Below are 23,825 nucleotides of genomic sequence, written 5' to 3'. Positions count from 1 at the left end.
GGGGCAGCGGGCAGACGTCCCCACGGGGCAGGATGACGGCATGACGGGGACGAACAACAAACGACAGCTCAGTGGACTGATCGTCGGATCGCTGGTGGCACTCAGTTTCGGCACGGTCTTCGTGATGGTCAACAGCGCGGAGCTGTCCTCCCCCTGGCAACTGGTGATCCGGGTGGTCGCGGTGCTGGTCGCGGCCGGGCTCCTGGTGCTGGTGTTCCGGACCGAGCGCGCGTCCACGCCGGCCCAGCAGAGCGACGTCGCCGGCTTCTCCGACCCCGCCTACCGGTACGCGGTGATCTTCGAGGTCGTCGCCCTGTTCGGCGGCCTCTTCGTGATCAACGGGGTGCTGAAGAAGCCGGACGTCGCGGTCGCCTGGGTGGCCGTCGTGGTCGGCCTGCACTTCTTCCCGCTCGGGCGCGCCTGGCGGATGCCGTTCTACTACTGGCTCGGCGGCGCGATGACCGTTCTCGGCCTGGCCGGTTTCCTGGCTCATGCGGCGGGCGCGTCGGCGGCCACGGTCGCGCTGATCTCCGGCGTCGGGTCGGGCTTCGCCCTGTACGCCGCCGTGCTGATGGGCATCCGCGACACCCGGTCCCGCCAGGTCGCCGCGGCGGCCCGCTGACCTCAGAAGTCCCGCCAGGCGTCGAACCACTCGTCGGCGTCGGCGTCGGGCACGCCCGCCCGGGCGGCCAGTGCGAAGAAGGCGTCAGCGGCCTCCTCCCGGCGCAGCGTGTCGATGATCCCGTAGCGGTCCTCGATCCGGTTCAGGGCGGTGACCAGGGTTTTCAGGATCTGCTCGGCGTCGGCCGGTGCGCGGTCGACAGCGCGGGAGGCGGTGGCGTAGGCCTTGCAGGCGGCCACCCCGGCTCGCTCGTCGTCGTCGGCCCAGTCGCGGAACGGGTTGTCCAGGTTGGCGCGCAGCCAGGTGTCGGACTTGGCGCCGCGGACGACGAGCCGGACCGGGGTGCCGCGGTAACGGGCCTTGAGGGCGTTCGCCACCGAGCGCGGGAGGCCGTCGATCTCCAGGTGGCGCAGCCCGGGCAGGTCGGGCAGGGTGTCGGCGGTGAGGCCGTAGGCGTCGATCAGGTGCAGCTCGCGGAGCCGGGTGCACGCGGCGAGCGCGGACGCCTCCGTGAGAACGCCGGGAGCGGCTGACCACCGTACCGTCAATCGGGTCAGACCCGGCAGCGCACGCAGGGCCGCGACCGACAGCGTGCCCGGCGCCTGGAGGATCAGCTCGGGCAGCGAGCGCAGACCGGCCGGAACGCCGGGCTTCGCGCCGCTGAGCCGCAGGCTCACCCACCGGCCGTCGTCCGGCACAGCGATCTCCACCGGCTCGGCGCCCTCCGCGAACTCGCAGCGCAGCCTCCCGCCCGGCAACCGCAGCGTCCGCAATCCCGGTCCGAAGGTGACCCCGGTCAGCGTGGTCCCGGCGAGATCGACCTCGGCGGGCGGCTCCCGCCAGTCGACGTCCTCGATCAGCGGCAGGTCCGCAAGGGCGACGGCGAGCCCTCGGTCCGGGCCGGACCAGATCAGCCGGGTGGTCTTGAGCTTGCCGATCCCGGCCCAGCGCACCTCGGCGGCTTCGGTCAGATCCAGCGGGTTCGTGCCGGCGGGCAGCAGCACCGGTCCGGCACCCAGGTCGACGTGGACGTCCCAGATGTTCGGCGTCTTCCGATACGCCTCCCGCACCGCGGGCGGCACCACGCTGTCCCAGCGGCGCTGCGCGACCAGCTGGATCGGGAAGTAGGACCAGCCGGCGTGGACGTTCGTCTCGGTCGGGCGGCCGGCGATCGGGCCGTTGCCCACCGGGATCAGCTCACCCGGGAGCGCGTCGTTCACCCGGATGACGCTGTCCCGGCCGCCCGCGTGAGCATGGTGGGTCAGCCGCAGCACCGGCGCGTCAGCGACGTCCGCGGCGGTGAAGAGGCCGGCGCTGTGCCAGTCGAGCAGGCACACCACCACACCGTCCGGATCCACCGCGGTGACCTGGAGCGCGCCGAATCCGTCGGGCAGCGGGACGGCGAAAAAGTCGCCAGAAATCAGATCCATCGACGCTTCCTTGAAGTGTTACGTGATCGATAAGGTACGGTGCTCGATCAAGGCGCCACGGGGAGGAACACATGGTCGACATCGGTTGGGTCCGGCGTAACGGTTGGGTGCAGCGGCTGGACGCGAACACCGGTGGGGCGATGGTGCTCGCCGTCGAGGCGACCGCGTTCCTGCTGATCGCGATCATGGGGACGCCGTTCCTGCTGTTCTTCGCGGCCGACGACGACGCCTCGGTGGGCTGGCTCTGGCCGTTCGGGGCGTTCTGCGCGGCCTCCGCGGTGCTCGGCACGGTGGCCGGGGCCGCCGCGTTCCTGATCGGTTCCCGGGGCAACCAGCGGGACCTGCAGATCGGTGGCGGGGCCGCGCTGGCCATCGCGGGCGGTGCGGGGCTGGCGGCCGCCGTGTCCGCCTCCGGGTCGCCGCTGCTGGCCCTGTTCAGCGCGCTGGTCGCGGTGACGAACCTGGGTGCGGCCCGCCTGCTGCTCACCGCGGAACCGACCGCGGAGCTCGCTGAGGCGCCGGCCGTGCTGCCCGAGGCGTTCCTGCTGGCCGCGCCGCTGGCCGAGGCGGAGATCCGGACCCGGGAGACGGTCGAGATCGAGGTCCGCCGGCCGGTCCAGGCCGTGCAACGGACCGCGACCCGGGCGCGGCGCCCGCGCGGGGCGGCGGCGCTGCACACCCTGAGCGGGGTCCAGCTCCCGCCCCGGGCGCGCCGCAACCGCCGCCGCTGACCCGCGCTGTCAGGCAGAGACGGCGACCAGCGAGCCGCTCTCCATGGCGACCCACACGGTCGCCCCGCTCAGCGCCAGGCCGTGCGGCTCCTTGCCGGGGAGCGGATGCCGGGTGACCGCTCCCCCGGGCGCGACACGGGCCACCTCGTTGGTACCCCACAGGGTGGCCCAGCAGCCCCCGGCCGGGTCGGGTGCGACGGCGTGCGGGCGGGACTGCGGGTCGCCGAGGGAGACGAGTTCGGTCGTACCGTCACTGCGGACCCGGCCCACCGCACCGCGGGCGATGTCGGCGAACCAGATCCCGTCGCCGCCGGCGGCGACGCCGACCGGCGCGGACCCGGCACCCAGCTCGACGACGTCGAACCGCTCGCCGTCATAGCGCCCCAGCGCCCCGGCCCCGTTGAACGCCACCCACACCACGCCGTCCGCGCTCGCCGTGATCATCGCCGCCCGGGCGTCCGGCACCGGCAGCTCGACCAGGCGGACCTCGCCGTCCGCGGTGACACAGCCGATCCGCTCGGCGCCGGGTGCGCTGAACCAGACCGCGCCGTCCGGCGCCACAGCCACCCCGTACGGCGCCGAGCCGGCCGGAAGCGCGAACACCGTCTCGTCCCCACCGGTCGTCAGCCGCCCGATCCGATCGTCGGTGCGGGTGTGCCAGACGGTCCCGTCGGCGGCCACCGCGGCCAGCATCGGCCGGACGCCCTCGGGCAGTGAATGACTCCGCACCACCGCGCCGTCCCGCAAGCAGAGCAGCGAGGCCGGGGCCAGCAGCGTCGTCCAGATCTCGCCGTCCGGCCCGGCCGCGACGGCGTAGGGCGTCCCGCCGTCCGGCAGCGTCACTTCATGATCTCGCATCGCCCCACGGTAACCACACCCGTCACCAGCTGCCCGAGGAGCCGCCCCCGCTGGAGGAGCCGCCCCCGAAGTCGGAGCCCGACGAGCCCGACGACCCGGTCCAACCGGAGCTGCCGGAGTCGTGCGACGTGGAGCTGTGGTGGTGCGACGTGAAGCCGTGGTGGTGGGTGCCGGACGACCCGCTCGTCCAGCCGCCGTGCCCGGACATGCGCCGCACCCAGGCGACCAGCACCACCCCGACACCGACGACCAGGAGGACGATCGGCCAGACGGTCCAGCCGCTGTCCTCCTCCGTCCCCTCGTTGGCAAGGTCGATGCCGCCGGTGCCGGAGTCGATGTAGGTGTCGGCATCGGTGTCGGTGTCGGTGTCCTCGAGGGTGGGCGCCTCGGTGGCCAGACCGGCCAGCGCCGCCCCGGCCGGGATCTTGTGGCCGATCTTGCGACGGATCGCGTCGAGGCCGGTCAGGATGCCGTCGGCGTACTCCTCGGCGGCCATCTTCGGCACGATCACGTCGTGCACGATCGTCCCGGCCGCCTTGTCCGGGAGCCGTTTCACCATGCCGTCGCCGGTCTCCAGCCGGGCCTGCCGGTCCCCGACGGCGACCACCAGCAGCACCCCGTTGTCCTTCGCCGCGTCGCCGACGCCCCACTCGTTGAACAGGTGGGTGCTGTACTCCTCGATGCTCACGCCATCGGTGCTGTCGATCACCGCGACGGCGATCTCGTCGGTGGTCGCCTTCTCATCGGCGCGCAGGATGGTGGTGACCTCGGAGCACAGCTCGTCGCCGAGCACACCCACCTCGTCGACGCAGCGGCCGACCGGATCGGGGTACACCGGGTCGGCCAGCGCGGCCGATGGCAGGGCCACGACCAGCGCGGACATCACGGCGACGACGGCGAAGCGGGTTCTCATGGGCTCCATACTGAGGCTCGCCGACAACTGCGTAAATCCTCAGATGTCTCGCTGATCGGGCGAACTGACCGTCGTGATTACCAGCCTCCGGCGGGCACCCCGTTCGGTGCTGGCCTCCATCGCGCTGGCGGTGTTCGCCATCGCCGTCCTCGTCGTGGCCCTGGCCGCCCCGGCCGACCCGGGCGTGCTGCTGTGGCTGGCCGCGCCGCCGGCCACGCTCATCCCGGTCGTGCTGGCCACCCGGATCGCCCGGACCACCGGCTTCCCGCGCGCGACCCGGATGTTCTGGGCCCACCTGGCCGTCTGCTCCGCGCTCGCCGGGATCGGCAGCGTGCTCAACGCGATCGACGCCCTCGGCGGCCCGGCGCCCACCCAGGCCATGTCGCCGGGGACCGTGGCGGCATACGCCGGCTGTGTGGTGGCGCTGATGTCCGGCATGTTCCGGCTGCCGATGGGCTCCTCGGGCGCCGGCGACCGGCTGCGGATCGGCCTGGACGCCGGCACCGTGCTGCTCGCCGCGGCCATCTTCCTCTGGCAGTTCCTGCCGACCGGCTCCCCCGTCCTGGTCGGCTTCACCACGGTGCTGATGCTGGTCACGGTCTTCGCGGTCGCCAAGGTGGCGCTGGCCGGGCACCGGTACATCGACCCGGTCGCCCTGCGGCTGTTCGCGCTCGGGCTGCTCGGCGGGGCGCTGATCGGCACGCTTCAGCAGTTCCTCGGCAGCCGCCCGGACCTCAACCTGGGCCCGGTCGGCGTCTCGATCATCATGATCTGCGCGACCGCGGCGGCCGAGGCCCAGCTGCGCAGCTGCCCGGTGGCGGCGGCCGGCCCGGCCCGGAACCGCCGGCCGTTCAGCGTGCTGCCCTACCTGGCGGTCGTCGCGGTGGACGGGTTGCTGGTGGTGACCTGCTGGCCGTACCCGGCGGGGCGGGCGGTGGTGCTGGCCGCCGTGCTGCTGACCGCGGTGGTGATGTGGCGGCAGATCACCGCGATGCGTGAGAACACCGAGCTGGTCGCCCGCCTCGACCACGCCGCGACGCACGACGCGCTGACCGGCCTGCCGAACCGGGCGCTGTTCACCGCCCGGATGGCGACCGCGCTCGCCGAGCGGTGGCCGGTCAGCGTCGCGCTGATCGACCTGGACGGCTTCAAGGCGGTCAACGACACGCTCGGCCACGGCGCCGGCGACGTGCTGCTCACCACCACCGCGAAGCGCCTGACCAGCTGCGTCCGGGCGGGTGACACGGTGGCCCGGCTGGGCGGTGACGAGTTCGTGGTGCTGATGCCCGGCCTCGACGCCCAGGAGGCGGTCGAGGTCGCCGGCCGGATGGTCGCGGCGCTCGCCGTACCGGTCCGGGCCGAGGGGCACGACCTGCCGGTCCGGGCCAGCATCGGCATCGCCGGCGGGGACGGCGCGGAGGTCGGTGAGGGGGAGCTGCTGCGCCGGGCCGACATCGCGATGTATGCCGCCAAGCACTCCGGGGGCAGCAACGTCCGGCACTACACGGCCACGATGCCGGAGACCCGGATCGCCGACCTGCGGACCGCGGGCACGGTCCGGCAGGCACAGCACGCGGTTCAGGCCCGCGAGTCCGCGTGAGGTCCGCTTCGGCAGACGCGGGCCGGTTTTCGGTACGGCTGGTGGGCGGCGCTCCGGGCGTACCGTAAACGGGTCGAACCGCACCGCAAGCGCAGGCTCCCCCTGACACCGCTCTGCCCGATGGGCGAATGGAGTGCGCCATGTCCGAGATGCTTCCTTCGCAGGGTTCCTCCGGCCACGAGCTCGTGCCGGTCACCACGGACAGTCCGCGGACGACACCGGCCCACGATCCCCGGCTGCCCGCCGTGGTCGGCGGCCTCCCCCTCCGCAATCCCGGCTTCACCGGCCGCCGCGAGCTCCTGGACGCGTTGCATCAGCGGCTGGGGGCGGGCACCACGGTGGTGCTGCCGGAGGCGCTGCACGGCGCCGGTGGGGTGGGCAAGTCCCAGCTCGTGATCGAGTACGTCTACCGGCACCAGCAGGACTTCGACCTGATCTGGTGGATCCCCGCCGAGCGGCCCGCCCAGATCCAGGCGGCGCTCGCCGAGCTGGCCGGGCGCCTCGATCTCGCGGTGCCCTCGACCGCGAACACCGCCGTGCCCGCGGTCCTGGACCACCTGAGCAAGGGCCGGCGATATGCCAACTGGCTCTTGATCTTCGACAACGCGGCGGATCCCGCCGAGGTCACTCGCTTCTTCCCGACAGGTGGACCGGGCAGCATCGTGGTGACCTCACGGAACCCGGACTGGCGCGCGCTCGCCCATACGCTGCCGGTCGACGTCTTCGAACGGCAGGAGAGCATCGAGCTGATCCGCCGCCGCGACCCGGAGCTGCCCGGCCCGGAGGCCGATCAGCTGGCCGCGGCCCTCGGCGACCTGCCGCTGGCGATCGAGGCGGCGGCCACCTGGCGCGCCGAGACGGACCTGACTCTGCCGGAGTACCTGGCGCAGCTCCGGGAGTGCCGGCAGCGGCTCGCCGAGGCGACCCCGGCCGACGACCTACGCGACTTCCCGGCCGAGGTCGCCGCGGCCTGGACCGTGACGCTCGACGGGCTGCACGACCGGGAACCGTCCGCGCTGCGGCTGCTCCAGGTCTGTGCCTTCTTGGCGCCCGAGCCGATCAGCCGGGTCCTGCTCGCCAAGCCGCGAGGTCTGCACATCGACCCTGAGTTCGACCAGCTGATGCGCAACAGTGCCCGGCGCGATCGGGCGATCAGGATCATCGGCAAGCTGGGGCTGGCCCGCATCGACCACCGGACCGGCTCGTTCCAGATGCACCGCCTGATGCAGCGGATGCTCGTCCACCGGATGGATCCGCAGACCCGGGACGGTATGCGGCACGCCGCCCACCTGCTGCTCGCCGGCAACGACCCGAGCCAGCCGGACGACGCCGACCACTGGTTCCGGTACGCCGAGCTCTATCCGCACGTCGTCGCGTCCGGCGCCGAGGAGTGCCTCGATGAGCTGGTCCGCGATCTGATCCGGAACGAGTCCGTCTACCTGTGGCGGTGGGGTGAGCACGCCGAGGCGCGCGCTCTCGCCCAGCGGGCCTACACCGCATGGACCGCCGCCGGCGACGAGGAGCACCCGGACAGCCTGCGGATGGCCCAGTGGCTGGGCGCCATGCACTTCGTGGTCGGCGATTACGCCGCGGCGCGGGAACTGAACGCCCGCACGCTGGAGTTCTGCCTCGGCGCGCTCGGCGGGGACGACGAACACACTCTCCTGGCGCTCGGCAGCGTGGCCGCCGACCACTGGGTGACCGGCGACTTCGGTGGTGCCCTCGAGCTGTCCCGGACCGTGTACGACAGGGCCGTGCGGAACTTCGGGCCGGACGTTCCGTTCACCCTGCGAGCGGCACGCCACCTGGCGGTGAGCTTGCGGCTGTCCGGCATGTCCGGCCGCGCGCTCCAGCTGGACCACCAGACGTACCACCATCTCGTGCAGATCTACGGAACCGACCACTCGGACAGCTTGCTCACCCGGGGCGGCATCAACCTGGACCGCCGGGAACTCGGCGACTACGTGACGGCGCACGCCGACCAGGAATCCGTGGTCGCCACCGCCCGCCGGCTGCTGCACTACGACGACCATCCCGACCTGCTGCGACAGAATCACCATCTGGCCTGCCTCCGGCGCAGGGCCGGCCTCCACCCGGAGGCCCTGGAACTGTCCGGCGACGTCTATCGGCGGTTCCGGAACAGGTACGGCACCCGGCACCCGGACACCGTCCTGGCGCTGCTCGCCGTCTCGATCGACCAGCGGGTCACCGGCGACCTGGCCGCGGCCCGGGAGAACGGCGTGCAGGCGGTGAACGGGCTCCAGGCGCTCTATGGCGACGACCACCCGCACACCGCCGGTGCCCGGTCCGACCTGGCCGTGACGCTGCGGTTGCTGGACCGCTCCGAGGAGGCCCGGGCGTTGAACGAGCAGGCGGTACGGGCACTGACCGACCGGCTCGGTGCCGGGCACCCGCTGGTCCTCACGGCGCGGATCAACCTGGCCGGCGACCACTTCGCACTCGGCGACGTCGAGCAGGCGCACGAGCTGGACAGGGCGAGTTTCGACCGGTGCCGGGAGGTGCTCGGCCCGACCCACCCGACCACGCTGGCCGGCGGGGTCAACCTGGCGGCCGACCTGCGCGGCCTGGGCCGGGACGCCGAGGCGGGCATTCTGTTCGAGGACACCATGGACAGGTTCCGCGAGTCCCTCGGCGCCGGCCATCCGGCCACCATCGCGGCCGCCGCCGGCGTGCGGGCCGACGGCGACATCGACCCGCTCCCGCTCTGACCGGCCTCGCTCAGCCGGTGAACTCCGCGAGCCGTTCGGTCATGTCTCCGGCGAGAGCAGCCCGCTGCCGCTCCACCTCGGCGCGCAACTCGTTGATCTCGTCCAGCGCGGCGGCCCGTTTCGCCTCCAGCCCGGCGACCACCTCGGCGTGCGCGTGCCGCGCGTCGGCCACGATGGTGGAGGCGCGCAGCTGGGCCTCGCTGATCAGCTGGTCGGCCTTGGTGGTGGCCTGGGTCAGCACGGTCTCGGCCTGCTGCCGGGCCTCGGCCACGTAATCGTCGGCGTTGCGCTGGGCGAGCTCCAGCATCCGGGTGTCGACCGGCCGGGGCTCGACCGGCCGGCGCCACCTCTCGAGCTCGGCCTCCAGCATCTTGACGTGTTCCTGGACGTCCAGGCATTCCAGCTCCAGCCGGCGGACCCGCTCGGCGAGGTCGTGCGGGGTGAGCTGCTCGCTGAGCGCCCGGTTCTCCTGCTCCAGTCGCCGGATCTCGCCCGCCACGTCCCCGAGGAACGCGTCGACCTCGCCCGGGTGGTAACCCTGCGTGCCGACGGGTGGCCGCCGGAACGTGACACTGCTGATCTCGGCCGGGCTGAGCGGCACAGTGATACCTGCCTTCCCGTCTGTGCACGTTCCCACAGCGCGGACAGGACGACAGTGATCAACATCGACCGGGCCCGCGTCGCCACGAAGTACACCCGCCGCCACCATCAATGTCAACATCGCGTGGCGGTCAGCTCCCCTGAGCGTGATGGCCTGCCGGCACGGTGGAGAGCGCCTCGCCCACTCCGGCGAGCAGTTCCACGGCGGTGAACGGCTTCTGCACGATCCGGATCTCCGGGTCGATGCCGTGCTCCCGGCGCACCTCGGCGTCGCTGTACCCGGACATGAACAGCACCCGCAGGTCGGGCCGGCGGGCCCGCAGGCGACCGGCGAGCGCCGGGCCGGAACGGCCGCGCAGCACCACGTCGGTGACCAGGAGCGCGACGTCGTGCAGGTCGAGGTCGGCCAGCGAGACGTCGCCGAGCGCGATGGCCCGGTACCCGTTGTCCTTCAGGATCCGGGTCACCAGGTCCCGGACGAAGTCGTCGTCCTCGACCACCATGATCAGCTCGCCGTGCCCGTGGGCGGGCTCCGGCACCGGGGCGTCGGGCCGGCGGACCGGCGCGGCGGCCGACGGCAGCAGGATGCGGAACGTGGTGCCGACCCCGGGCGCCGACTCGACCCCGATGTGCCCGTTCGCCTCCCCGACGATGCCGTAGACGGTGGACAGCCCCAGCCCGGTCCCCCGGTCGGCGGGCTTGGTGGTGAAGAACGGTTCGAAGAGCCGGTCCCGGACCTCGGCGGTCATCCCGGTGCCGGTGTCGCTCACGGTCAGCCGGGCGAACACGATGCCCTCGGTCTCCACGCAGTCCGTCTCGACCACCACCACGCCGCCGTCCGGCATCGCGTCCCGCGCGTTGATCACCAGGTTGAGCAGGATCTGGTCGAGCCGCCCGCGGTTCGCGCGCACCGGCATCGACCCGGCGGCGGGACGGCTGACCAGCCGGATGTTCTCGCCGATGGTCCGGCTGAGCAGCTCGTCGGCCTCGATGACCACCTGGTTCAGGTCGACGATCTCCACCTGGGTGGGCTCCCGCTTGGCGAACAGCAGCAGCTGCCCGGTCAGCGACTTGGCCCGGTCGGCGGCGTTGCGGATCCGGGACAGGTCGTCGGCGGCGCCGCCGGTGACCTCGTCGGCCAGGAAGTCGGCGTGCGGCGCGCCGCCGCCGGTCGCGGTGGCCGGGGCGTCGTCGTCCTCGGTCTCCTCCTCCGGCGTGCCCTCGGCGACGCGGTCCATCAGATCCTGGACCCGCACCAGGTCGGCGAAGCAGGCGGCCGCCCGGGCCGCCGCCGGCGACTCCCCCGGCGCCGCCGCGCCGAGCGCCGTCACCTGCGCCGCGGTGATCCCCCCGGGCAGCTTCAGCTCGCCGCCGGGCACGGTCGCGCCGGCGCTCGTCGCGCCGGCCAGCAGCGGTGGCAGCACCGGCTCGAACGACACGGCCAGCCGCGGGTCACCGCCGGCCGCGTCCAGCCAGCGGCCCACCCAGCCGGTGCTCTCCGGCCGGGCCGGCTGCCCGGTCTGCCAGATGTCCATCGACCGGAAGTGGCTGCGGTCCGGCTTGGGGTAGCCGACCCCGCGCACGATCGCCAGCCCGCCGTCCCGGTAGAGCCGGTGCAGCCCGGCCAGGCCCGGGTTGAGCGCGAAGTGGTCATCGAGGTGGAGCAGCTCCGCCGGCTCGTAGGACAGGTCGGCGCGGGCCGCGGCGTACGCCGGATCGCCGTACGGAATCAGGGTGTTCAATCCGTCGTTGCCGCCGTACAGCGTCACGAGGACCAGGGTCTTCGCGGCCGGGTCGCGGTCGCCCGCGGTGGCCAGCAGTTCCTTGAGCCCGACCGCGGTGGCCGCGGCGGCGCCGGTGACGCCGCTCGCGATCAGGAAGCGGCGGCGGGTGATCGTGTCCATCGGCTGACTCCTCAGTGCACCGTGTACTCGGGGCTGGCCAGGCCGAGCGCCAGCAACCGCCTCGGGTCCTTGACCGCCCGCAGCACCGCGTAGGTCCGGTCGGTCCAGGCATCCACCACCAGCAGGTGCGCCAGCGCCTCCGGGTCGGTCGCGCGCTCGACGGCCGCCGGCGCGGACGCGACCAGGCGCTGCGCGGCCCGCAGCCGGGCCACCGTCGCCGAGGTGGTCAGCCACGCCCGGTCGACCGGCCAGCCGCCCACCGACGGCGGCCGCAGCGGCACCTGCCCCAGGCCGCGCAGCATGCCGACGGCCTGCTCGGGCACCGGGACGCCGAGCTGCCGGACCGCGCCGAGCAGCCACTCGACCGGCTGCTTCACCAGCGTCCCGCGGGTCGCCGCGAACTCCGGATCCGTGCAGAGCGCGGTGAGCAGCGCGGTCGTGCTGCGCCCGGCACCGGCGATGCGCGCGGTCGCGGCCTCGGACGGCGCGGCGCCCGCGGCGTAGCGCAGCCACAGGCGGCGGGTCAGGAACGGCAGGTGTGCCGGATGCCGGACGAGCAGATCGGCGTACCGGTCGACGTCGCACTCCCCGGTCTGCCCGAGCAGCGTCACCGGCCGCGGGTCGTGGCGCTTCGCCGCGAGCCGGGCGGTCCCGGCCGTCCGGTCGACCTGCCACCCGGTGAGCACCCGGGCCGCGGCCTTCACGTCGTCCTCGGTGTACGCCCCGATCCCCAGCGTGAACAGCTCCATGACCTCGCGGGCCAGGTTCTCGTTCGGCGCCTTGCGGGTGTTCTTCTGCCCGTCCAGCCAGAGGATCAGGGCCGGGTCGCGCAGCATGGCCCGGACCAGCGCCCCGGTGTCCCCGTGCCCGTACCGCCGCAGTGTCGCCAGCTGCCCGATCATGAGCGGCGCCGACCGGACCTTCCGCACGCTGGTCGCCCAGTGCCCGTGCCAGAAGAACGTCAGCTTCTCGGCGGCGTTCCCGCCCGCCATCAGCTCCAGCCACCAGCGGGTCGCCGCGGTCGCCTGATCGCGGCGCTGCTCCTTGGCGTCCCCCGGGTCGCCCAGGTCCGGCCCGGGCACCGGACCGGCCGGCGTCAGCAGCCTGCGCAGCGTGGCGTCGTACCCGGCCCGCGCCGCGGCGTCCACCTCGGCCGCGGTCGGGCCGAACGTCAGCCTCCGGAGCAGGTGTGACACCTGGGTGCGCTCGGTCATGCCGGCGACGTTAGGCCGGTTGTGTAAGGAACGGGTAAGGGCCGCGTCCGGTGCCTGTCATCGATGTCCGGGCACCGGCTCCGGGTCGATCGCCGGGGCCGCCGGCTCCCCGCCGGTCACGAAGGCCTGCCGCGGATGCTGCACCGAGGCGAGCGACACGATGTCCCGCCCGAACAGCGCCGCCGCCACCCAGATCACCAGCACCCGGACCTTGCGCTCCCAGCTCGGCACCGCCAGCACGTGGTAGCCCCGGTGCATCAGCCAGGCCGGGAAGCCCTTGATCACGACGGACTTCCACTCGAAGATGCCGGTGCCCAGCCCGAGCGTCGCGACCGTGCCCAGGCTGTGGTGCACGTAGTCCCGGGTCCGGCGCCCGCGCAGGTCGGCGATGAGGTTGCGGGCCAGCAGCTTGCCCTGGCGGACGGCGTGCTGCGCGTTCGGCACGGTGGCCCGGCCGTCGCCGGCGGCGAGGTCGGGCACGGCCGCGTCGTCGCCGGCGCCCCAGGCGTCCGGGACCGGCGCGCCGGCGGTGCCGACCCGCAGGTCGGCCCGGACGACCAGCATGCCGCGGGCGTCGATCGGCAGGTCGGTGTGGTTGTGCACCATCGGGTTGGCCGCGTTGCCGGCGGTCCACACGATCAGGTCCGAGTCGAAGGTGACGCCGGTGGAGAGCACCACGTGCCCGTCCTCGGCCGAGCGCACCAGCGCGCCGAGGTGCACGTGCGCGCCCCGCTTCTCCAGCGACCGGACCACCCACCGGCCCGGCTCGTCGGAGACCTCGGGCAGGATCCGGTCGCGGGCCTCCACCAGGTGGAAGCTCAGCTCCGCCGGGTCCAGCTCGGGATACTTGCGGATCAGCGCCCGGGCCAGCGACAGCAGCTCGCCGAATCCCTCGACGCCGGAGAACCCGCCGCCGACGAAGGTCACCGTCAGCAGCCGCCGCCGGCGCGGACCGGGCGGCAGGGTGGCGGCCCGGTCGAACGCGGTGAGCAGCTGGTCCCGGATGGCGACCGCCTCCTCGACGTGCTTGAGGCCGATCGCGCGGTCGGCCACGCCGGGCACCGCCAGCTTCCGGGTCACCGCGCCGGCGGTCACCACGATCACGTCGTACCCGAGGGGATACTCGGGGCCCTCGGCCGGGCGGATCGTCACCGAGCGCGAGGCGTGGTCGATCCGGACGACCGTACCGGAAATGATCTTGGTCTTCCTGAGGTGCCGCCGCTGCGAGACCGCGGCGTGCCGCGCCTCCACCGACCCGGCCAGCACCTCGGGCAGGAACGGCTGATAGGTCATGTAGGGCCGCGGGTCCACCAGGACGACCCGCGCCTCACCGCGCCGGAGCTTCTTCTCCAGCTTCCACGCCGCGTAGAACCCGGCGTATCCACCCCCGACAACCAGAATCGTTCGCATACAGGTGGGACTGGACAGCCCCCGCCGGTGTGACAACCGGTCTCGCACGTCACATTTTCGAGATCCGCGCACACGCCCTGGTTGTCCGGGCGCGGCGCTGGGGTCGCACGCACCCGGACACTCGGTGAAACGGATCCCGTGTCCGAAAAGGTTCAACGCGATCCGGCAGCCTCCACGATCTGCTCGACGCCCGGCGTCCCGTCCGAGGTGTCGATCTCGACCACCGGGTACGGCCCGGCCGGCGGCTCGAAGACCGACTGTCGCATCGCACCCTGCTCGAACAGCGCGAGCAGCCGCCGATCCCCGTCCCGGACCACCGTCTCCCCCGGCCGTCCCACCGCCACCCGCTCCCGCAACCGTGCGCCGACGACCTCATCCCGGGCGACCACGTGCACCGCGAGCAACCGGGCCCCGGCGCCGAGCAGCCCGTCCACCAGCCCGCCGGACAGCACCGAGTTGTCCACCACGAAGCTCGTCCCGGCCGCCGCCAGCCCGGTCGCCGTCGTCACCAGCAGCGCCTCGGCCCGCTCGCGGATCGCCGCCGCGGGCACCCCGGACAGCCGCAGCCCGTCCGCGATCTCGTCCCGGCTCAGCAGCGGGACCCCGAGCCGGGTCGCCACCGCCCGGGCGGTCGTCGTCTTGCCCGCACCGGGCGACCCGCACACCGCGACCACTACCGGACTCTCGATGATCGACATCCGGGGATGGTCGCACGCCCGGTTCGCGGGTCTGGTTGGCTGGGGGGATGGCCACGTGCAATCTGTGTCATCGGGACTTCGCCGACGACGAGATCGACGATCACCGGCGGGCCGCTCACCCGGACATCGCGGCGGACGGCACCCGCAAGTCCGACGACAGCCGCATCGTCCCGGAGACCACCCGCTCAGCGCCGCCGCCGGAGTGACCGCCCGCCGGTGAAGCACCAGAGCGCGATCACCGGGTCGCAGATCGCGCAGCCGAGCGACGAGTCGTGCAGGACCGGGATGATCGGGTTCCCCTTCAGGTGGTGCAGCACGTCCCACCCGGTGTGCAGCAGCCAGCCCACCCCGATCCAGCGCCAGGACGTCAGCCCGCGATAGGCGACGTACGTCATCACCGCGCCGAACCCGAACTCCCAGGCACCCAGCCCGCCGCCGCTCCAGTAGACCGCGCCCGCCCCGGCGATGAGCACCGCGTTGAGCTGCTGCCGCGGCTGATCCGGGAGCAGGGACATGAGCAGGACGAAGACGATCCCGACGAGGATCGGGGCGACAACCGGCATGCCCCGAACCTAGGAAGCCCCGCCGGAAGCCGACAGTGGCTGGAATGCCCGATCCCGACGGGATCCGGCCATGCGGTTGAGCCGCCTCTGCGGGGGTAACGCCGGGTCATGCGTCTCACCGTCAACGGGGCCCAGCACCACCTCGTCGGGCTGGACCCGCGCACCACCCTGCTCGACGTGCTGCGCGAGCGGCTGCACCTGACCGGCACCAAGAAGGGCTGTGACCACGGACAGTGCGGGGCGTGCACGGTCCTGCTCGACGGGCGCCGGGTCAACAGCTGCCTGATCCTCGCGATCAGCCAGCAGGACGCCGAGGTCACCACGGTCGAGGGGCTCGGGCATCGCGGCGAGCCGCACCCGGTGCAGCGGGGGTTCCTGGAGCACGACGGGTTCCAGTGCGGTTTCTGCACGCCGGGACAGATCTGCTCGGCGGTCGGCGCGCTGGACGAGATCGCCCGGGGCTGGCCCAGCGCGGTGACCGGCGACGACGACGAGGATCTGCTCAGCGACGCGGAGATCCGGGAACGAATGAGCGGGAATCTGTGCCGCTGCGGCGCCTATCCGAACATGCTTCCGGCGATCCGGGAGGCGGCGGGGCGGTGAAGAACTTCGAGTACCGCACCGCCACCGGGCCCGCCGACGGTCTCGAGGAGGGCGCGGTCTTCCTGGCCGGCGGCACGAACCTGGTCGACCTGATGAAGCTCGGCGTGGCCACCCCGGACGTGCTCGTCGACGTCAACCGGTTGCCGCTGCACAGCGTTGACGAGCTGGCGGACGGCGGCGTGCGGATCGGCGCCGCCGTACGCAACAGTGATCTTGCGGCGGATCGCCGCATCCGGACCGCCTACCCGGTGCTCAGCCAGGCCCTGCTGGCCGGCGCCTCGGGACAGCTGCGCAACATGGCGACCACCGGCGGCAACCTGCTGCAACGCACCCGCTGCCGATATTTCATGGACGCCACCATGCCGTGCAACAAGCACCGGCCCGGCTCCGGCTGCCCGGCGCGCGACGGCGACCACCGCAACCTGGCCGTCCTGGGCGGCTCGCCGGCGTGCATCGCCACGCACCCGTCCGACATGGCGGTGGCGCTCGCGGCCCTGGACGCGGTGATCCAGGTGGATGGGCCGGCCGGGGCGCGGTCGATCCCGGTGACCGAGTTGTATCGGCTGCCCGAGGACGCGCCGGAGCGGGACACCACGCTGGCGCACGGCGAGCTGATCACCTCGGTGGACCTGCCGGCGCTGCCGGTCGCGGCCCGCTCGGCATACCGGAAAGCCCGCGACCGGGCGTCCTACGCCTTCGCCATCGGCTCGGTCGCGGCCGCGCTGCGGGTCGAGGACGGGCTGGTCAGCGACGTGCGGCTGGCGTTCGGGGCGGTGGCGCCGAAACCCTGGCGGGCGGTCACCGCGGAGGACGCGCTGCGCGGCCGGCCGGCGACGCCGGAGAACTTCCGCGCCGCGGCGACGGCCGAGCTGGAGGCGGCGCGACCGTTGCGGGACAACGCGTACAAGATCCCGCTGATCCGCAACCTGACCGTGGCGATCCTGACCTCCCTGAGGGGCGATGTCCGATGACGGCCATGGTGTCGCGCGCCGTCGGCGCGCCGATCGCGCGCCTGGAGGGCCCGGCCAAGGTCTCCGGCGCGGCTCGCTACGCCGCCGACTACCCACAAGATCATTTAGCGTACGGCTGGATCGTCCCGTCCCCGGTCCCCCGCGGCCGCCTCGACGCCGTCCTCACCGACCCGGCCGCCGCCGACGTGCTCGCCGTCCTCTGGCACGGCAACGCCCCGCAGCTGCAGAGCTCCGACGACCCGGAGCTGGCCGTGCTCCAGTCGGACCGGATCGCGTACCGTGGCCAGCCCCTCGCCCTGGTCGTCGCCACCACCTTGGAGGCCGCCCGGCGCGCCGCCCAGCTGATCCGGCTGGACATCACCGCCGAGGAGCACGACGTCGAGCTGCGCGCCGACCACCCTGATCACTACCGGCCGGAGAAGGTCAATCCGGACGTCCCGGCCGACACCGGCGAGGGCGACGTGGAGGCCGCGCTGGTCGCCGCGCCGGTGGCCGTCGACGTCACGTACACCGTCCCGGCACTGCACAACAACCCGATGGAGCCGCACGCCACGATCGCCCGCTGGGACGGCGACGAGCTGGTCCTGTACGACTCCAACCAGCACCCGTCCGGCATCGCCGAGGCGGTCGGGGCGGTCTTCGGGCTCACCGCCGAGCGGGTGCACGTGATCACCGAGCACGTCGGCGGCGGCTTCGGCTCGAAGGGCACCGCCCGCCCGAACGCCGTCCTCGCCGCGCTGGCCGCCTGGGTCACCGAACGCCCGGTCCAGGTCGTCCTCCCCCGCCAGGCGATGTTCAGCGTCGTCGGGCACCGCGCCCCGACCGTGCAGCGGCTCCGGATCGGCGCCGAGGCCGACGGCACGCTGACCGCGATCGACCATCAGACGTGGACGCAGACCAGCCGCCTCTTCGAGTTCGTCGAGTCGGCCGCGGTGGTGACCCGCGACATGTACCCGGTGCCGAACCTGCGCACCGCGCACCGCGTCGTCCCGCTCGACGTGCCCACCCCGCGCTGGATGCGCGCACCCGGCGAGGCGCCCGGCATGGTCGCGCTGGAGTGCGCGCTCGACGAGCTCGCCACCGAACTGGGCGCGGATCCGCTCGACCTCCGGCTCCGGGCCGCCGACCCCGGGCTGGCCGCGTGCTTGCGGGCCGGGGCGGAGCGTTTCGGCTGGTCCGGCCGTGATCACCGGCCCCGGCAGCGCCGCGAGGGCGACTGGTGGATCGGCACCGGCGTGGCCGGCGCGACCTACCCGGCCACCGCGATGCCGTCGACCGCGCGGGTCCGTGCCCTCGCCGACGACAACTTCGAGGTGGCGATCGGCGCGGCCGATCTGGGCACCGGCGCCCGTACCGTGCTCGCCCAGATCGCCGCCGACGAGCTCGGCGTACCGGTCGAGGCGATCCGGATCCGGATCGGCGACAGCACCCTGCCGGCCGCGTCGGTGGCCGGCGGCTCGTCTGGGAGCGCCTCGTGGGGCTGGGCCGTCACCGGCGCGTGCCGCCTCCTGAAGTCGGAACACCGGGACGAGGCCGTCTTCGACACCACCGACCTGGTCGAGCGGCAGAACCGGAAGGACCGGCACGCCCGCGGCGCGCACTTCGCCGAGGTCCGCGTCGACGCCGTCACCGGCGAGGTCCGCGTCTCGCGCCTGTTCGGCATGTACGACGCCGGCCGCATCCTGAACCCCCGCACCGCCCGCGGCCAGTTCCTCGGCGGCATGATCATGGGGATGGGTATGGCCCTGCACGAGGAGTCCGTCCTCGACCCCGCCGCCGGCACCTGGGTCAACCACGACCTGGCCGAATACCACGTCCCCACGCACGCCGACGTCGAGTGGATCGACGCCGCCTGGCTCGACCGGCCCGACGACGACCTCAACCCGATCGGCGCCCGGGGCATCGGCGAGATCGGCATCGTCGGCTCCCCCGCCGCCATCCTCAACGCCGTCTGGCACGCCACCGGCACCCGGATCCGCGACCTCCCCGCCCGCCCCGACAAACTCCTCGAATGACCCACCTGATCGCGCGGCGATACCATGACTCCGGCAGACGCGGGAGATGATGGAGCGGCACGGTTGGATCTGATCGAGGCTCGTGAGCTCGCCGCCGCCCTGATGGCGCGGCACGGGCTCACCAATTGGCGGCTGACCTTCGACGACGCCAAGACGCGGGCCGGCGTCTGCCGGTTGGAACGCCGCGAGATCGGCCTGTCCCGCCCGCTGATCAGGCTGTACTCACCCGAGCAGGTCACCGAGACGATCCTGCACGAGATCGCCCACGCGCTCGCCGGCGCCGGTCACGGCCACGACGCGACCTGGCGGCGGATCGCCGTCCGGATCGGCTGTTCCGGTCGCCGCTGCGTCCCGGAGGACGCCCCTCGGGTGGACGGCGCCTGGGAGGGCGTCTGCCGCTCCGGCCACCGCACCACCGCCCACCGCCGCCCGGTCCGGGTCCGCTCCTGCCGCCAGTGCTCCCGCGCGTTCGACCGCTCCGCCCTGTTCGCCTGGACCTACCGCGGGCATCCCGCCCCGCTGCACCCCGGCTACGTCGCCGAACTCGCCCGCCTGCGCACCGCCGCCACCCCCGCGCCGGGCCTCACCGTCGGCGCCCGGGTCCGCCTCAAGGGCGCCGGCAAATACGGCGGGCTGGTCGGCACCATCGTCAAACAGGGCCGCAGCCGCTACCAGATCCAGACCCGGAAAGGCCTGCTCAACGCCTCCTTCGCCATGGTCGAGCCGGCCTGCTGACCACAAAACCCCGGCCGCACTCACGGTCCGCTGCGCTTCCGCTCCGCCATTTCCGGTACGCCCCCGGCCCCGGCCGAGGATTCGCGCCGGCGGGACGAGGGCTCCGGGCGTACCGAAACAATGGCGGTCGCAAGCCGCGGCGGACCGTGCCGCAGGGTGCCCCCCGGTCCGGGGACACCCCGCGCGGGAAGCGCTTACTTGGTGAGCGGTGACAGCTTCGGGTCGTTGGCGTAGGCCTCGGCCGCGTTCGCCTTGGTCACGATGACCGGCGGCAGCAGGTACGCCGGGACGACCTTCACCCCGTTGTTGTACGACTTCGTGTCGTTGACCTGCGGAGTGCTCCCCGCCTGCAGCGTCTTGACCATGTTCACCGTCTCGGCGACCAGCTTGCGCGTGTCCTTGTTGATCGTCGAGTACTGCTCACCGGCCATGATGGACTTCACCGACTCGACCTCGGAGTCCTGACCGGTCACGATCGGGATCGGCTTGCCCGCCCCCTTGACCGAGGTGATGATCGCCCGGGCCAGCGTGTCGTTCGGTGACAGCACGCCGTCGAGCGTCTTGCCGCTGGTGTAGGTGGAGTTGAGCAGCGCGTCCATCCGGCTCTGCGCGTTCTCCGCCTTCCAGCCCTGGGTGGCGGTCTGCTTGATGTCCTTCTGGCCGGAGCCGACCACCACGGTGCCCTTGTCGATCTCCGGCTGGAGGATGGCCATCGCGCCGTTGAAGAACACGCCGGAGTTGTTGTCGTCGGGCGAGCCGGAGAACAGCTCGATGGTGTACGGGCCCTTCGGCTTCTTCGCCTTCATGCCGTCGAGCAGCGCCTGGCCCTGCAACTGGCCGACCTTGAAGTTGTCGAACGCGATGTAGTAGTCCACGTCCGGCGTCTGGGTGATCAGCCGGTCGTACGCGATGACCACGGCGCCGGCCTGCTTGGCGGCGGCCACCTGGGTGGTGAGCTGTGCCGCGTCGGTCGCGCCGATCACGATCACCTTGGCGCCGTTGTTGACCATCGCGGTGATCTGGTTCTGCTGGTCGGCGACGGTGGTGGACGCGCCGGCGTACTGGACGTCGGACTTGAAGCCGGCGTCCTTGAGGCCGTTGGTGAACAGGTCGCCGGCGAGCACCCAGTTCTCCGAGGTCTTCGAGGGCAGGGCCACCCCGATCAAGGAGTCGGCCGGGAAGCCCTTGGCGGCGGTGCCGGTGCCGCCGGTGCCGGTCCCGGACTTGTCGCGTTCGCTGGAGCAGGCGGTCAGCGCGAGCAGAGCGGTGGTGCTCACGGCCAGAGTTGTGATCAACAATTTGCGCACGGTGCGGTCACCCTTCTATATCCGGGCCTTCTCGCGATCGGGTGAGGCGGGCTCCTCGGGCGTGGCCGGGGAGCTGGAGCGGAACGGTCGCATCAGAGATCCGATGATCGAGAAGCGTCCCTGCTTCTTGTTGTAGACATCCAGAGCGACGGCGCCGAGCAGGAACAGACCCTTGATGATCTGGATCATGTCGGAGCCGGTGCCGGTGAGCTGGAGACCGTTGGTGAGCACGGCCATCACCAGGCCGCCGACGATGGCGCCGCCGATCGTGCCGAGACCGCCGGCGACCGCCGCACCCCCGATGAACACGGCGGCGATCGCGTCCAGCTCCCAGTTCAGGCCGTCCTGGGGGCCGGAGGCGGTGGACCGGGCCACAAAGATCATCCCGGCCAGCGAGGCCAGGATGCCCATGTTCATCATGACCAGGAAGTTGACCCGGCGAAGTTTCACGCCGGACAGCTCGGCGGCCCGGGAGTTGCCGCCGACCGCGTAGATGTGCCGGCCGCCCGAGGTGTTGCGGGTGTAGAAGGAGTACCCGAGCACCAGGACGACCAGGATGATGCCGGAGATCGGGAAGCTGGTGCCCACCCGGCCACCGGCGAACCGCAGCGTGGCAAAGATGATCACGCCGATCATCACCGCCATCCGGATCACCGAGATCCACAGTGGCGTCGGCTCGGCGCCCTCCATCTGCTTGCGGACCTTCCGGGCGTGCAGCTCCCGCCAGACCACCGCGACGCAGGCGGCCAGCCCGAGCAGCAGGGTCAGGTTGTTGTACCCGGTGTCCGGCCCCACCTCGGGCAGGTAACCGGCGCCGATCGTGCGGAACCCGGGCGGCACCGGGACCGTGTCGGCGTTGCCGATGTACTGGTTGCCGCCGCGGAACAGCAGCATGCCGGCGAGCGTGACGATGAACGCCGGGATGCCGATGTACGCGACGAAGAAGCCCTGCCAGGCCCCGATCGCCGCGCCGACCAGCAGGCCGAGCAGGATCCCGGCCGGCCAGGGCACGTCGTGCTGGGACATCGCCTTGGCCACCACGATGCCGGTGAACGCGGCCACCGAGCCGACCGACAGGTCGATGTGCCCGGCGACGATCACCATCAGCATGCCGATGGACAGGACCGAGATGTACGCGTACTGCTGGGTCAGCGCGATCAGGTTGCCGGAGGTCAGGAGGATCCCGTCGGTCCGGATCTGGAAGAACAGGATCACCCCGATCAGCGTGAAGATCATGCCGAACTGGCGGGCGTTCGAGGTGGTCCCCCCGAACAGGTTCTTCTGCAGCTCTTTCGTCCGACTCATGTGGTGGCCAGCTTCTTCGTGGAGGTCATCTGCTTCATCAGGAGTTCCGGGTCCGCGTCGGCCCGGGGGATCTCGCCGGTGATGGCGCCTTCGAACACCGTGTAGATGCGGTCGCAGAGCCCGATCAGCTCGGGCAGCTCGGAGGAGATCAGCACGACGCCGCGTCCCTCGGTGGCCAGGCGCTGGATGATGCCGTAGATCTCGTACTTGGCGCCGACGTCGATGCCGCGGGTCGGCTCGTCGAGGATCAGCAGGTCCGGGTCGGTGAACATCCACTTCGCCAGGACCACTTTCTGCTGGTTGCCGCCGGAGAGCTTGGTGACCCCCTCGTCGACGGTCGGTGTCTTGATCCGCAGGTTGCGCCGGTACGCCTCGGCCTCGTGGTACTCGGCCACCTCGTCGATCACGCCGTTGCGGGTGATCTTCGAGAGCTTGGCGGCGACGACCGAGGTCTTCACGTCGTCGAGCAGGTTCAGGCCGACGGCTTTACGGTCCTCGCTGACGTACGCCAACCCGTGCGCGATCGCCTCCGGGACGGTCCGCAGCTGGATCTCCTGCCCGTCCTTGAACACCTGCCCGCCCAGCCACACCCCGTACGAGCGGCCGAACAGGCTCATCGCCAGCTCGGTGCGCCCGGCGCCCATCAGCCCGGCGAACCCGACGATCTCCCCGCGCCGCACGGTGAAACTGGAGTTCTTGCAGACCAGCCGCTCGGCGGCGAGCGGGTGCCGGACCGTCCAGTCGCGCACCTCGAAGAACACCTCGCCGATGGCCGGCTCGTGCTCGGGGAACCGGCTGCCCAGATCGCGCCCGACCATGCCCCGCACGATCCGGTCCTCGTCCGCGCCGTCGCGCGCCACATCGATGGTCTCGATCGTCTTGCCGTCGCGCAGAATGGTGATCGAATCGGCGATCGCCTCGATCTCGTTCAGCTTGTGGGAAATCATGATCGACGTGATGCCGCGCTTCTTGAATCCGCGCAGAAGATCAAGGAGATGCCGGGAGTCGGTCTCGTTCAGCGCCGCGGTCGGCTCGTCCAGGATCAGCAGTTGCACGTCCTTGGCGAACGCCTTGGCGATCTCCACGAGTTGCTGTTTGCCGACCCCGATGTCCTTGACCAGGGTGTCCGGATCCTCGTTCAGCCCGACCTCGGCCATCAGCCGCAGCACCCGGCTGTTCGCGGCCTTCCAGTCGATCCGGCCGAAGCGGCGCGGCTCGTTGCCCAGGAAGATGTTCTCGGTGATCGACATGCCCGGTACCAGGGCCAGCTCCTGGTGGATGATCACGATCCCGGCGTGTTCGCTGGCCCGGATGTCGCCGAACCTGGTCTCCGCGCCGCGATAGACGATCGAGCCCTCGTACGACCCGTACGGGTGGACGCCGCTGAGCACCTTCATCAAGGTCGACTTGCCGGCGCCGTTCTCCCCGCAGATCGCGTGGATCTCGCCGTCCCGGACGGTCAGGTTCACATCGGACAGAGCCGTGACGCCGGGAAAGGTCTTGGTGATCGACCGCATCTCCAGCAATGGCGGAGCAGCGCTCATGCCGCCTCCCAACAGGCGTTACGCAAAGATCAAAGTCGATGTCGCCGGTGTTTCCAGACTGTAAATCTTATTT

At 72.1% G+C, this 23,825-nt stretch carries 21 protein-coding genes; 9 read left to right on the top strand and 12 right to left on the bottom strand.

Annotated elements, in window-relative coordinates; all coding sequences use genetic code 11:
* Nucleotides 1–40: 40 nt before the first annotated feature.
* Nucleotides 41–622: a hypothetical protein gene (locus tag Aiant_RS37570; protein ID WP_189331509.1), complete on the top strand. Its 582-nt coding sequence runs from the start codon at nt 41–43 to the stop codon at nt 620–622.
* Nucleotides 623–624: 2 nt separating this feature from the next.
* Here the strand turns inward: Aiant_RS37570 and Aiant_RS37565 are convergent, their stop codons facing one another.
* Nucleotides 625–2,052: a hypothetical protein gene (locus Aiant_RS37565; RefSeq protein ID WP_189331510.1), complete on the bottom strand. Its 1,428-nt coding sequence runs from the start codon at nt 2,050–2,052 to the stop codon at nt 625–627.
* 71 nt (nt 2,053–2,123) lie between these two features.
* Here Aiant_RS37565 and Aiant_RS37560 point away from each other — a divergent pair, with 71 nt between their 5' ends.
* Complete coding sequence (locus tag Aiant_RS37560) at nt 2,124–2,783, top strand: hypothetical protein (protein WP_189331511.1); 660 nt, start codon at nt 2,124–2,126, stop codon at nt 2,781–2,783.
* 9 nt (nt 2,784–2,792) lie between these two features.
* Here the strand turns inward: Aiant_RS37560 and Aiant_RS37555 are convergent, their stop codons facing one another.
* Together Aiant_RS37555 and Aiant_RS37550 are read right to left on the bottom strand one after the other, a co-directional pair.
* A complete protein-coding gene (locus tag Aiant_RS37555; protein WP_189331512.1) occupies nt 2,793–3,641 on the bottom strand; it encodes a Vgb family protein in 849 nt (282 codons plus the stop codon).
* A 22-nt stretch (nt 3,642–3,663) separates the two neighbouring features.
* Nucleotides 3,664–4,554 (bottom strand): TPM domain-containing protein, encoded by an 891-nt coding sequence (locus Aiant_RS37550; RefSeq protein WP_189331513.1) that lies wholly within the window; start codon nt 4,552–4,554, stop codon nt 3,664–3,666.
* 73 nt (nt 4,555–4,627) lie between these two features.
* On the opposite strand from Aiant_RS37550, the gene Aiant_RS37545 reads away from it, so the two are divergent.
* Together Aiant_RS37545 and fxsT are read left to right on the top strand one after the other, a co-directional pair.
* Nucleotides 4,628–6,154 (top strand): GGDEF domain-containing protein, encoded by a 1,527-nt coding sequence (locus tag Aiant_RS37545; protein WP_189331514.1) that lies wholly within the window; start codon nt 4,628–4,630, stop codon nt 6,152–6,154.
* 140 nt (nt 6,155–6,294) lie between these two features.
* On the top strand, nt 6,295–8,883 hold the full coding sequence (fxsT, locus tag Aiant_RS37540) for an FxSxx-COOH system tetratricopeptide repeat protein (protein ID WP_189331515.1): 2,589 nt from the start codon (nt 6,295–6,297) through the stop codon (nt 8,881–8,883).
* Nucleotides 8,884–8,893: 10 nt separating this feature from the next.
* On the opposite strand, the gene Aiant_RS37535 is transcribed toward fxsT, so the two are convergent.
* The 5 genes from Aiant_RS37535 to Aiant_RS37515 all read right to left on the bottom strand — a co-directional run bounded on the left by Aiant_RS37535 (nt 8,894) and on the right by Aiant_RS37515 (nt 14,709).
* A complete protein-coding gene (locus Aiant_RS37535; RefSeq protein ID WP_189331516.1) occupies nt 8,894–9,484 on the bottom strand; it encodes a DivIVA domain-containing protein in 591 nt (196 codons plus the stop codon).
* Between the two features lie 130 nt (nt 9,485–9,614).
* Nucleotides 9,615–11,387: an ATP-binding protein gene (locus Aiant_RS46165; RefSeq protein ID WP_229830233.1), complete on the bottom strand. Its 1,773-nt coding sequence runs from the start codon at nt 11,385–11,387 to the stop codon at nt 9,615–9,617.
* 11 nt (nt 11,388–11,398) lie between these two features.
* Complete coding sequence (locus Aiant_RS37525) at nt 11,399–12,601, bottom strand: DUF1800 domain-containing protein (protein ID WP_189331517.1); 1,203 nt, start codon at nt 12,599–12,601, stop codon at nt 11,399–11,401.
* A gap of 57 nt (nt 12,602–12,658) precedes the next feature.
* Entirely contained in the window at nt 12,659–14,011 is a 1,353-nt protein-coding gene (locus Aiant_RS37520; RefSeq protein ID WP_189331518.1) for an NAD(P)/FAD-dependent oxidoreductase, read from the bottom strand.
* Between the two features lie 152 nt (nt 14,012–14,163).
* A complete protein-coding gene (locus Aiant_RS37515; protein WP_189331519.1) occupies nt 14,164–14,709 on the bottom strand; it encodes a P-loop nucleotide/nucleoside kinase family protein in 546 nt (181 codons plus the stop codon).
* 47 nt (nt 14,710–14,756) lie between these two features.
* Here Aiant_RS37515 and Aiant_RS37510 point away from each other — a divergent pair, with 47 nt between their 5' ends.
* A complete protein-coding gene (locus tag Aiant_RS37510) occupies nt 14,757–14,915 on the top strand; it encodes a hypothetical protein (RefSeq protein ID WP_189331520.1) in 159 nt (52 codons plus the stop codon).
* Here the strand turns inward: Aiant_RS37510 and Aiant_RS37505 are convergent.
* Nucleotides 14,895–15,272, bottom strand: a complete 378-nt coding sequence (locus tag Aiant_RS37505; protein WP_189331521.1) for a DUF6010 family protein — start codon at nt 15,270–15,272, stop codon at nt 14,895–14,897. The two genes, Aiant_RS37510 and Aiant_RS37505, sit on opposite strands and share 21 nt — an antisense overlap.
* A gap of 108 nt (nt 15,273–15,380) precedes the next feature.
* Here Aiant_RS37505 and Aiant_RS37500 point away from each other — a divergent pair, with 108 nt between their 5' ends.
* The 4 genes from Aiant_RS37500 (at nt 15,381) to Aiant_RS37485 (ending at nt 19,596) form a co-directional block, all read left to right on the top strand.
* Complete coding sequence (locus Aiant_RS37500; protein ID WP_189331522.1) at nt 15,381–15,875, top strand: 2Fe-2S iron-sulfur cluster-binding protein; 495 nt, start codon at nt 15,381–15,383, stop codon at nt 15,873–15,875.
* The gene (locus Aiant_RS37495) at nt 15,872–16,846 is read left to right on the top strand and encodes an FAD binding domain-containing protein (RefSeq protein WP_189331523.1); all 975 of its coding nucleotides are present in this window, start codon (nt 15,872–15,874) and stop codon (nt 16,844–16,846) included. Before Aiant_RS37500 ends, Aiant_RS37495 begins: the two co-directional genes overlap by 4 nt.
* A gap of 5 nt (nt 16,847–16,851) precedes the next feature.
* Nucleotides 16,852–18,861, top strand: coding sequence for a xanthine dehydrogenase family protein molybdopterin-binding subunit (locus tag Aiant_RS37490; RefSeq protein WP_229830235.1), 2,010 nt, complete (start codon nt 16,852–16,854; stop codon nt 18,859–18,861).
* A 63-nt stretch (nt 18,862–18,924) separates the two neighbouring features.
* Nucleotides 18,925–19,596 (top strand): SprT family zinc-dependent metalloprotease, encoded by a 672-nt coding sequence (locus Aiant_RS37485; RefSeq protein WP_189331525.1) that lies wholly within the window; start codon nt 18,925–18,927, stop codon nt 19,594–19,596.
* 194 nt (nt 19,597–19,790) lie between these two features.
* On the opposite strand, the gene Aiant_RS37480 is transcribed toward Aiant_RS37485, so the two are convergent.
* The 3 genes from Aiant_RS37480 to mmsA are packed head-to-tail and all read right to left on the bottom strand — an operon-like array spanning nt 19,791 to nt 23,752.
* Nucleotides 19,791–20,873: a substrate-binding domain-containing protein gene (locus Aiant_RS37480; protein WP_229830237.1), complete on the bottom strand. Its 1,083-nt coding sequence runs from the start codon at nt 20,871–20,873 to the stop codon at nt 19,791–19,793.
* A gap of 45 nt (nt 20,874–20,918) precedes the next feature.
* On the bottom strand, nt 20,919–22,208 hold the full coding sequence (gene mmsB, locus Aiant_RS37475) for a multiple monosaccharide ABC transporter permease (RefSeq protein ID WP_189331527.1): 1,290 nt from the start codon (nt 22,206–22,208) through the stop codon (nt 20,919–20,921).
* On the bottom strand, nt 22,205–23,752 hold the full coding sequence (mmsA, locus tag Aiant_RS37470; protein ID WP_189331528.1) for a multiple monosaccharide ABC transporter ATP-binding protein: 1,548 nt from the start codon (nt 23,750–23,752) through the stop codon (nt 22,205–22,207). The genes mmsB and mmsA overlap by 4 nt, the downstream gene beginning before the upstream one ends.
* Nucleotides 23,753–23,825 lie beyond the last annotated feature (73 nt).

The sequence above is a fragment of the Actinoplanes ianthinogenes genome, from assembly GCF_018324205.1.
GTDB lineage: Bacteria > Actinomycetota > Actinomycetes > Mycobacteriales > Micromonosporaceae > Actinoplanes > Actinoplanes ianthinogenes.
The sequence above is the reverse complement of the archived record's forward strand: the minus strand, read 5'-3'. Positions and strand labels throughout refer to the sequence as shown.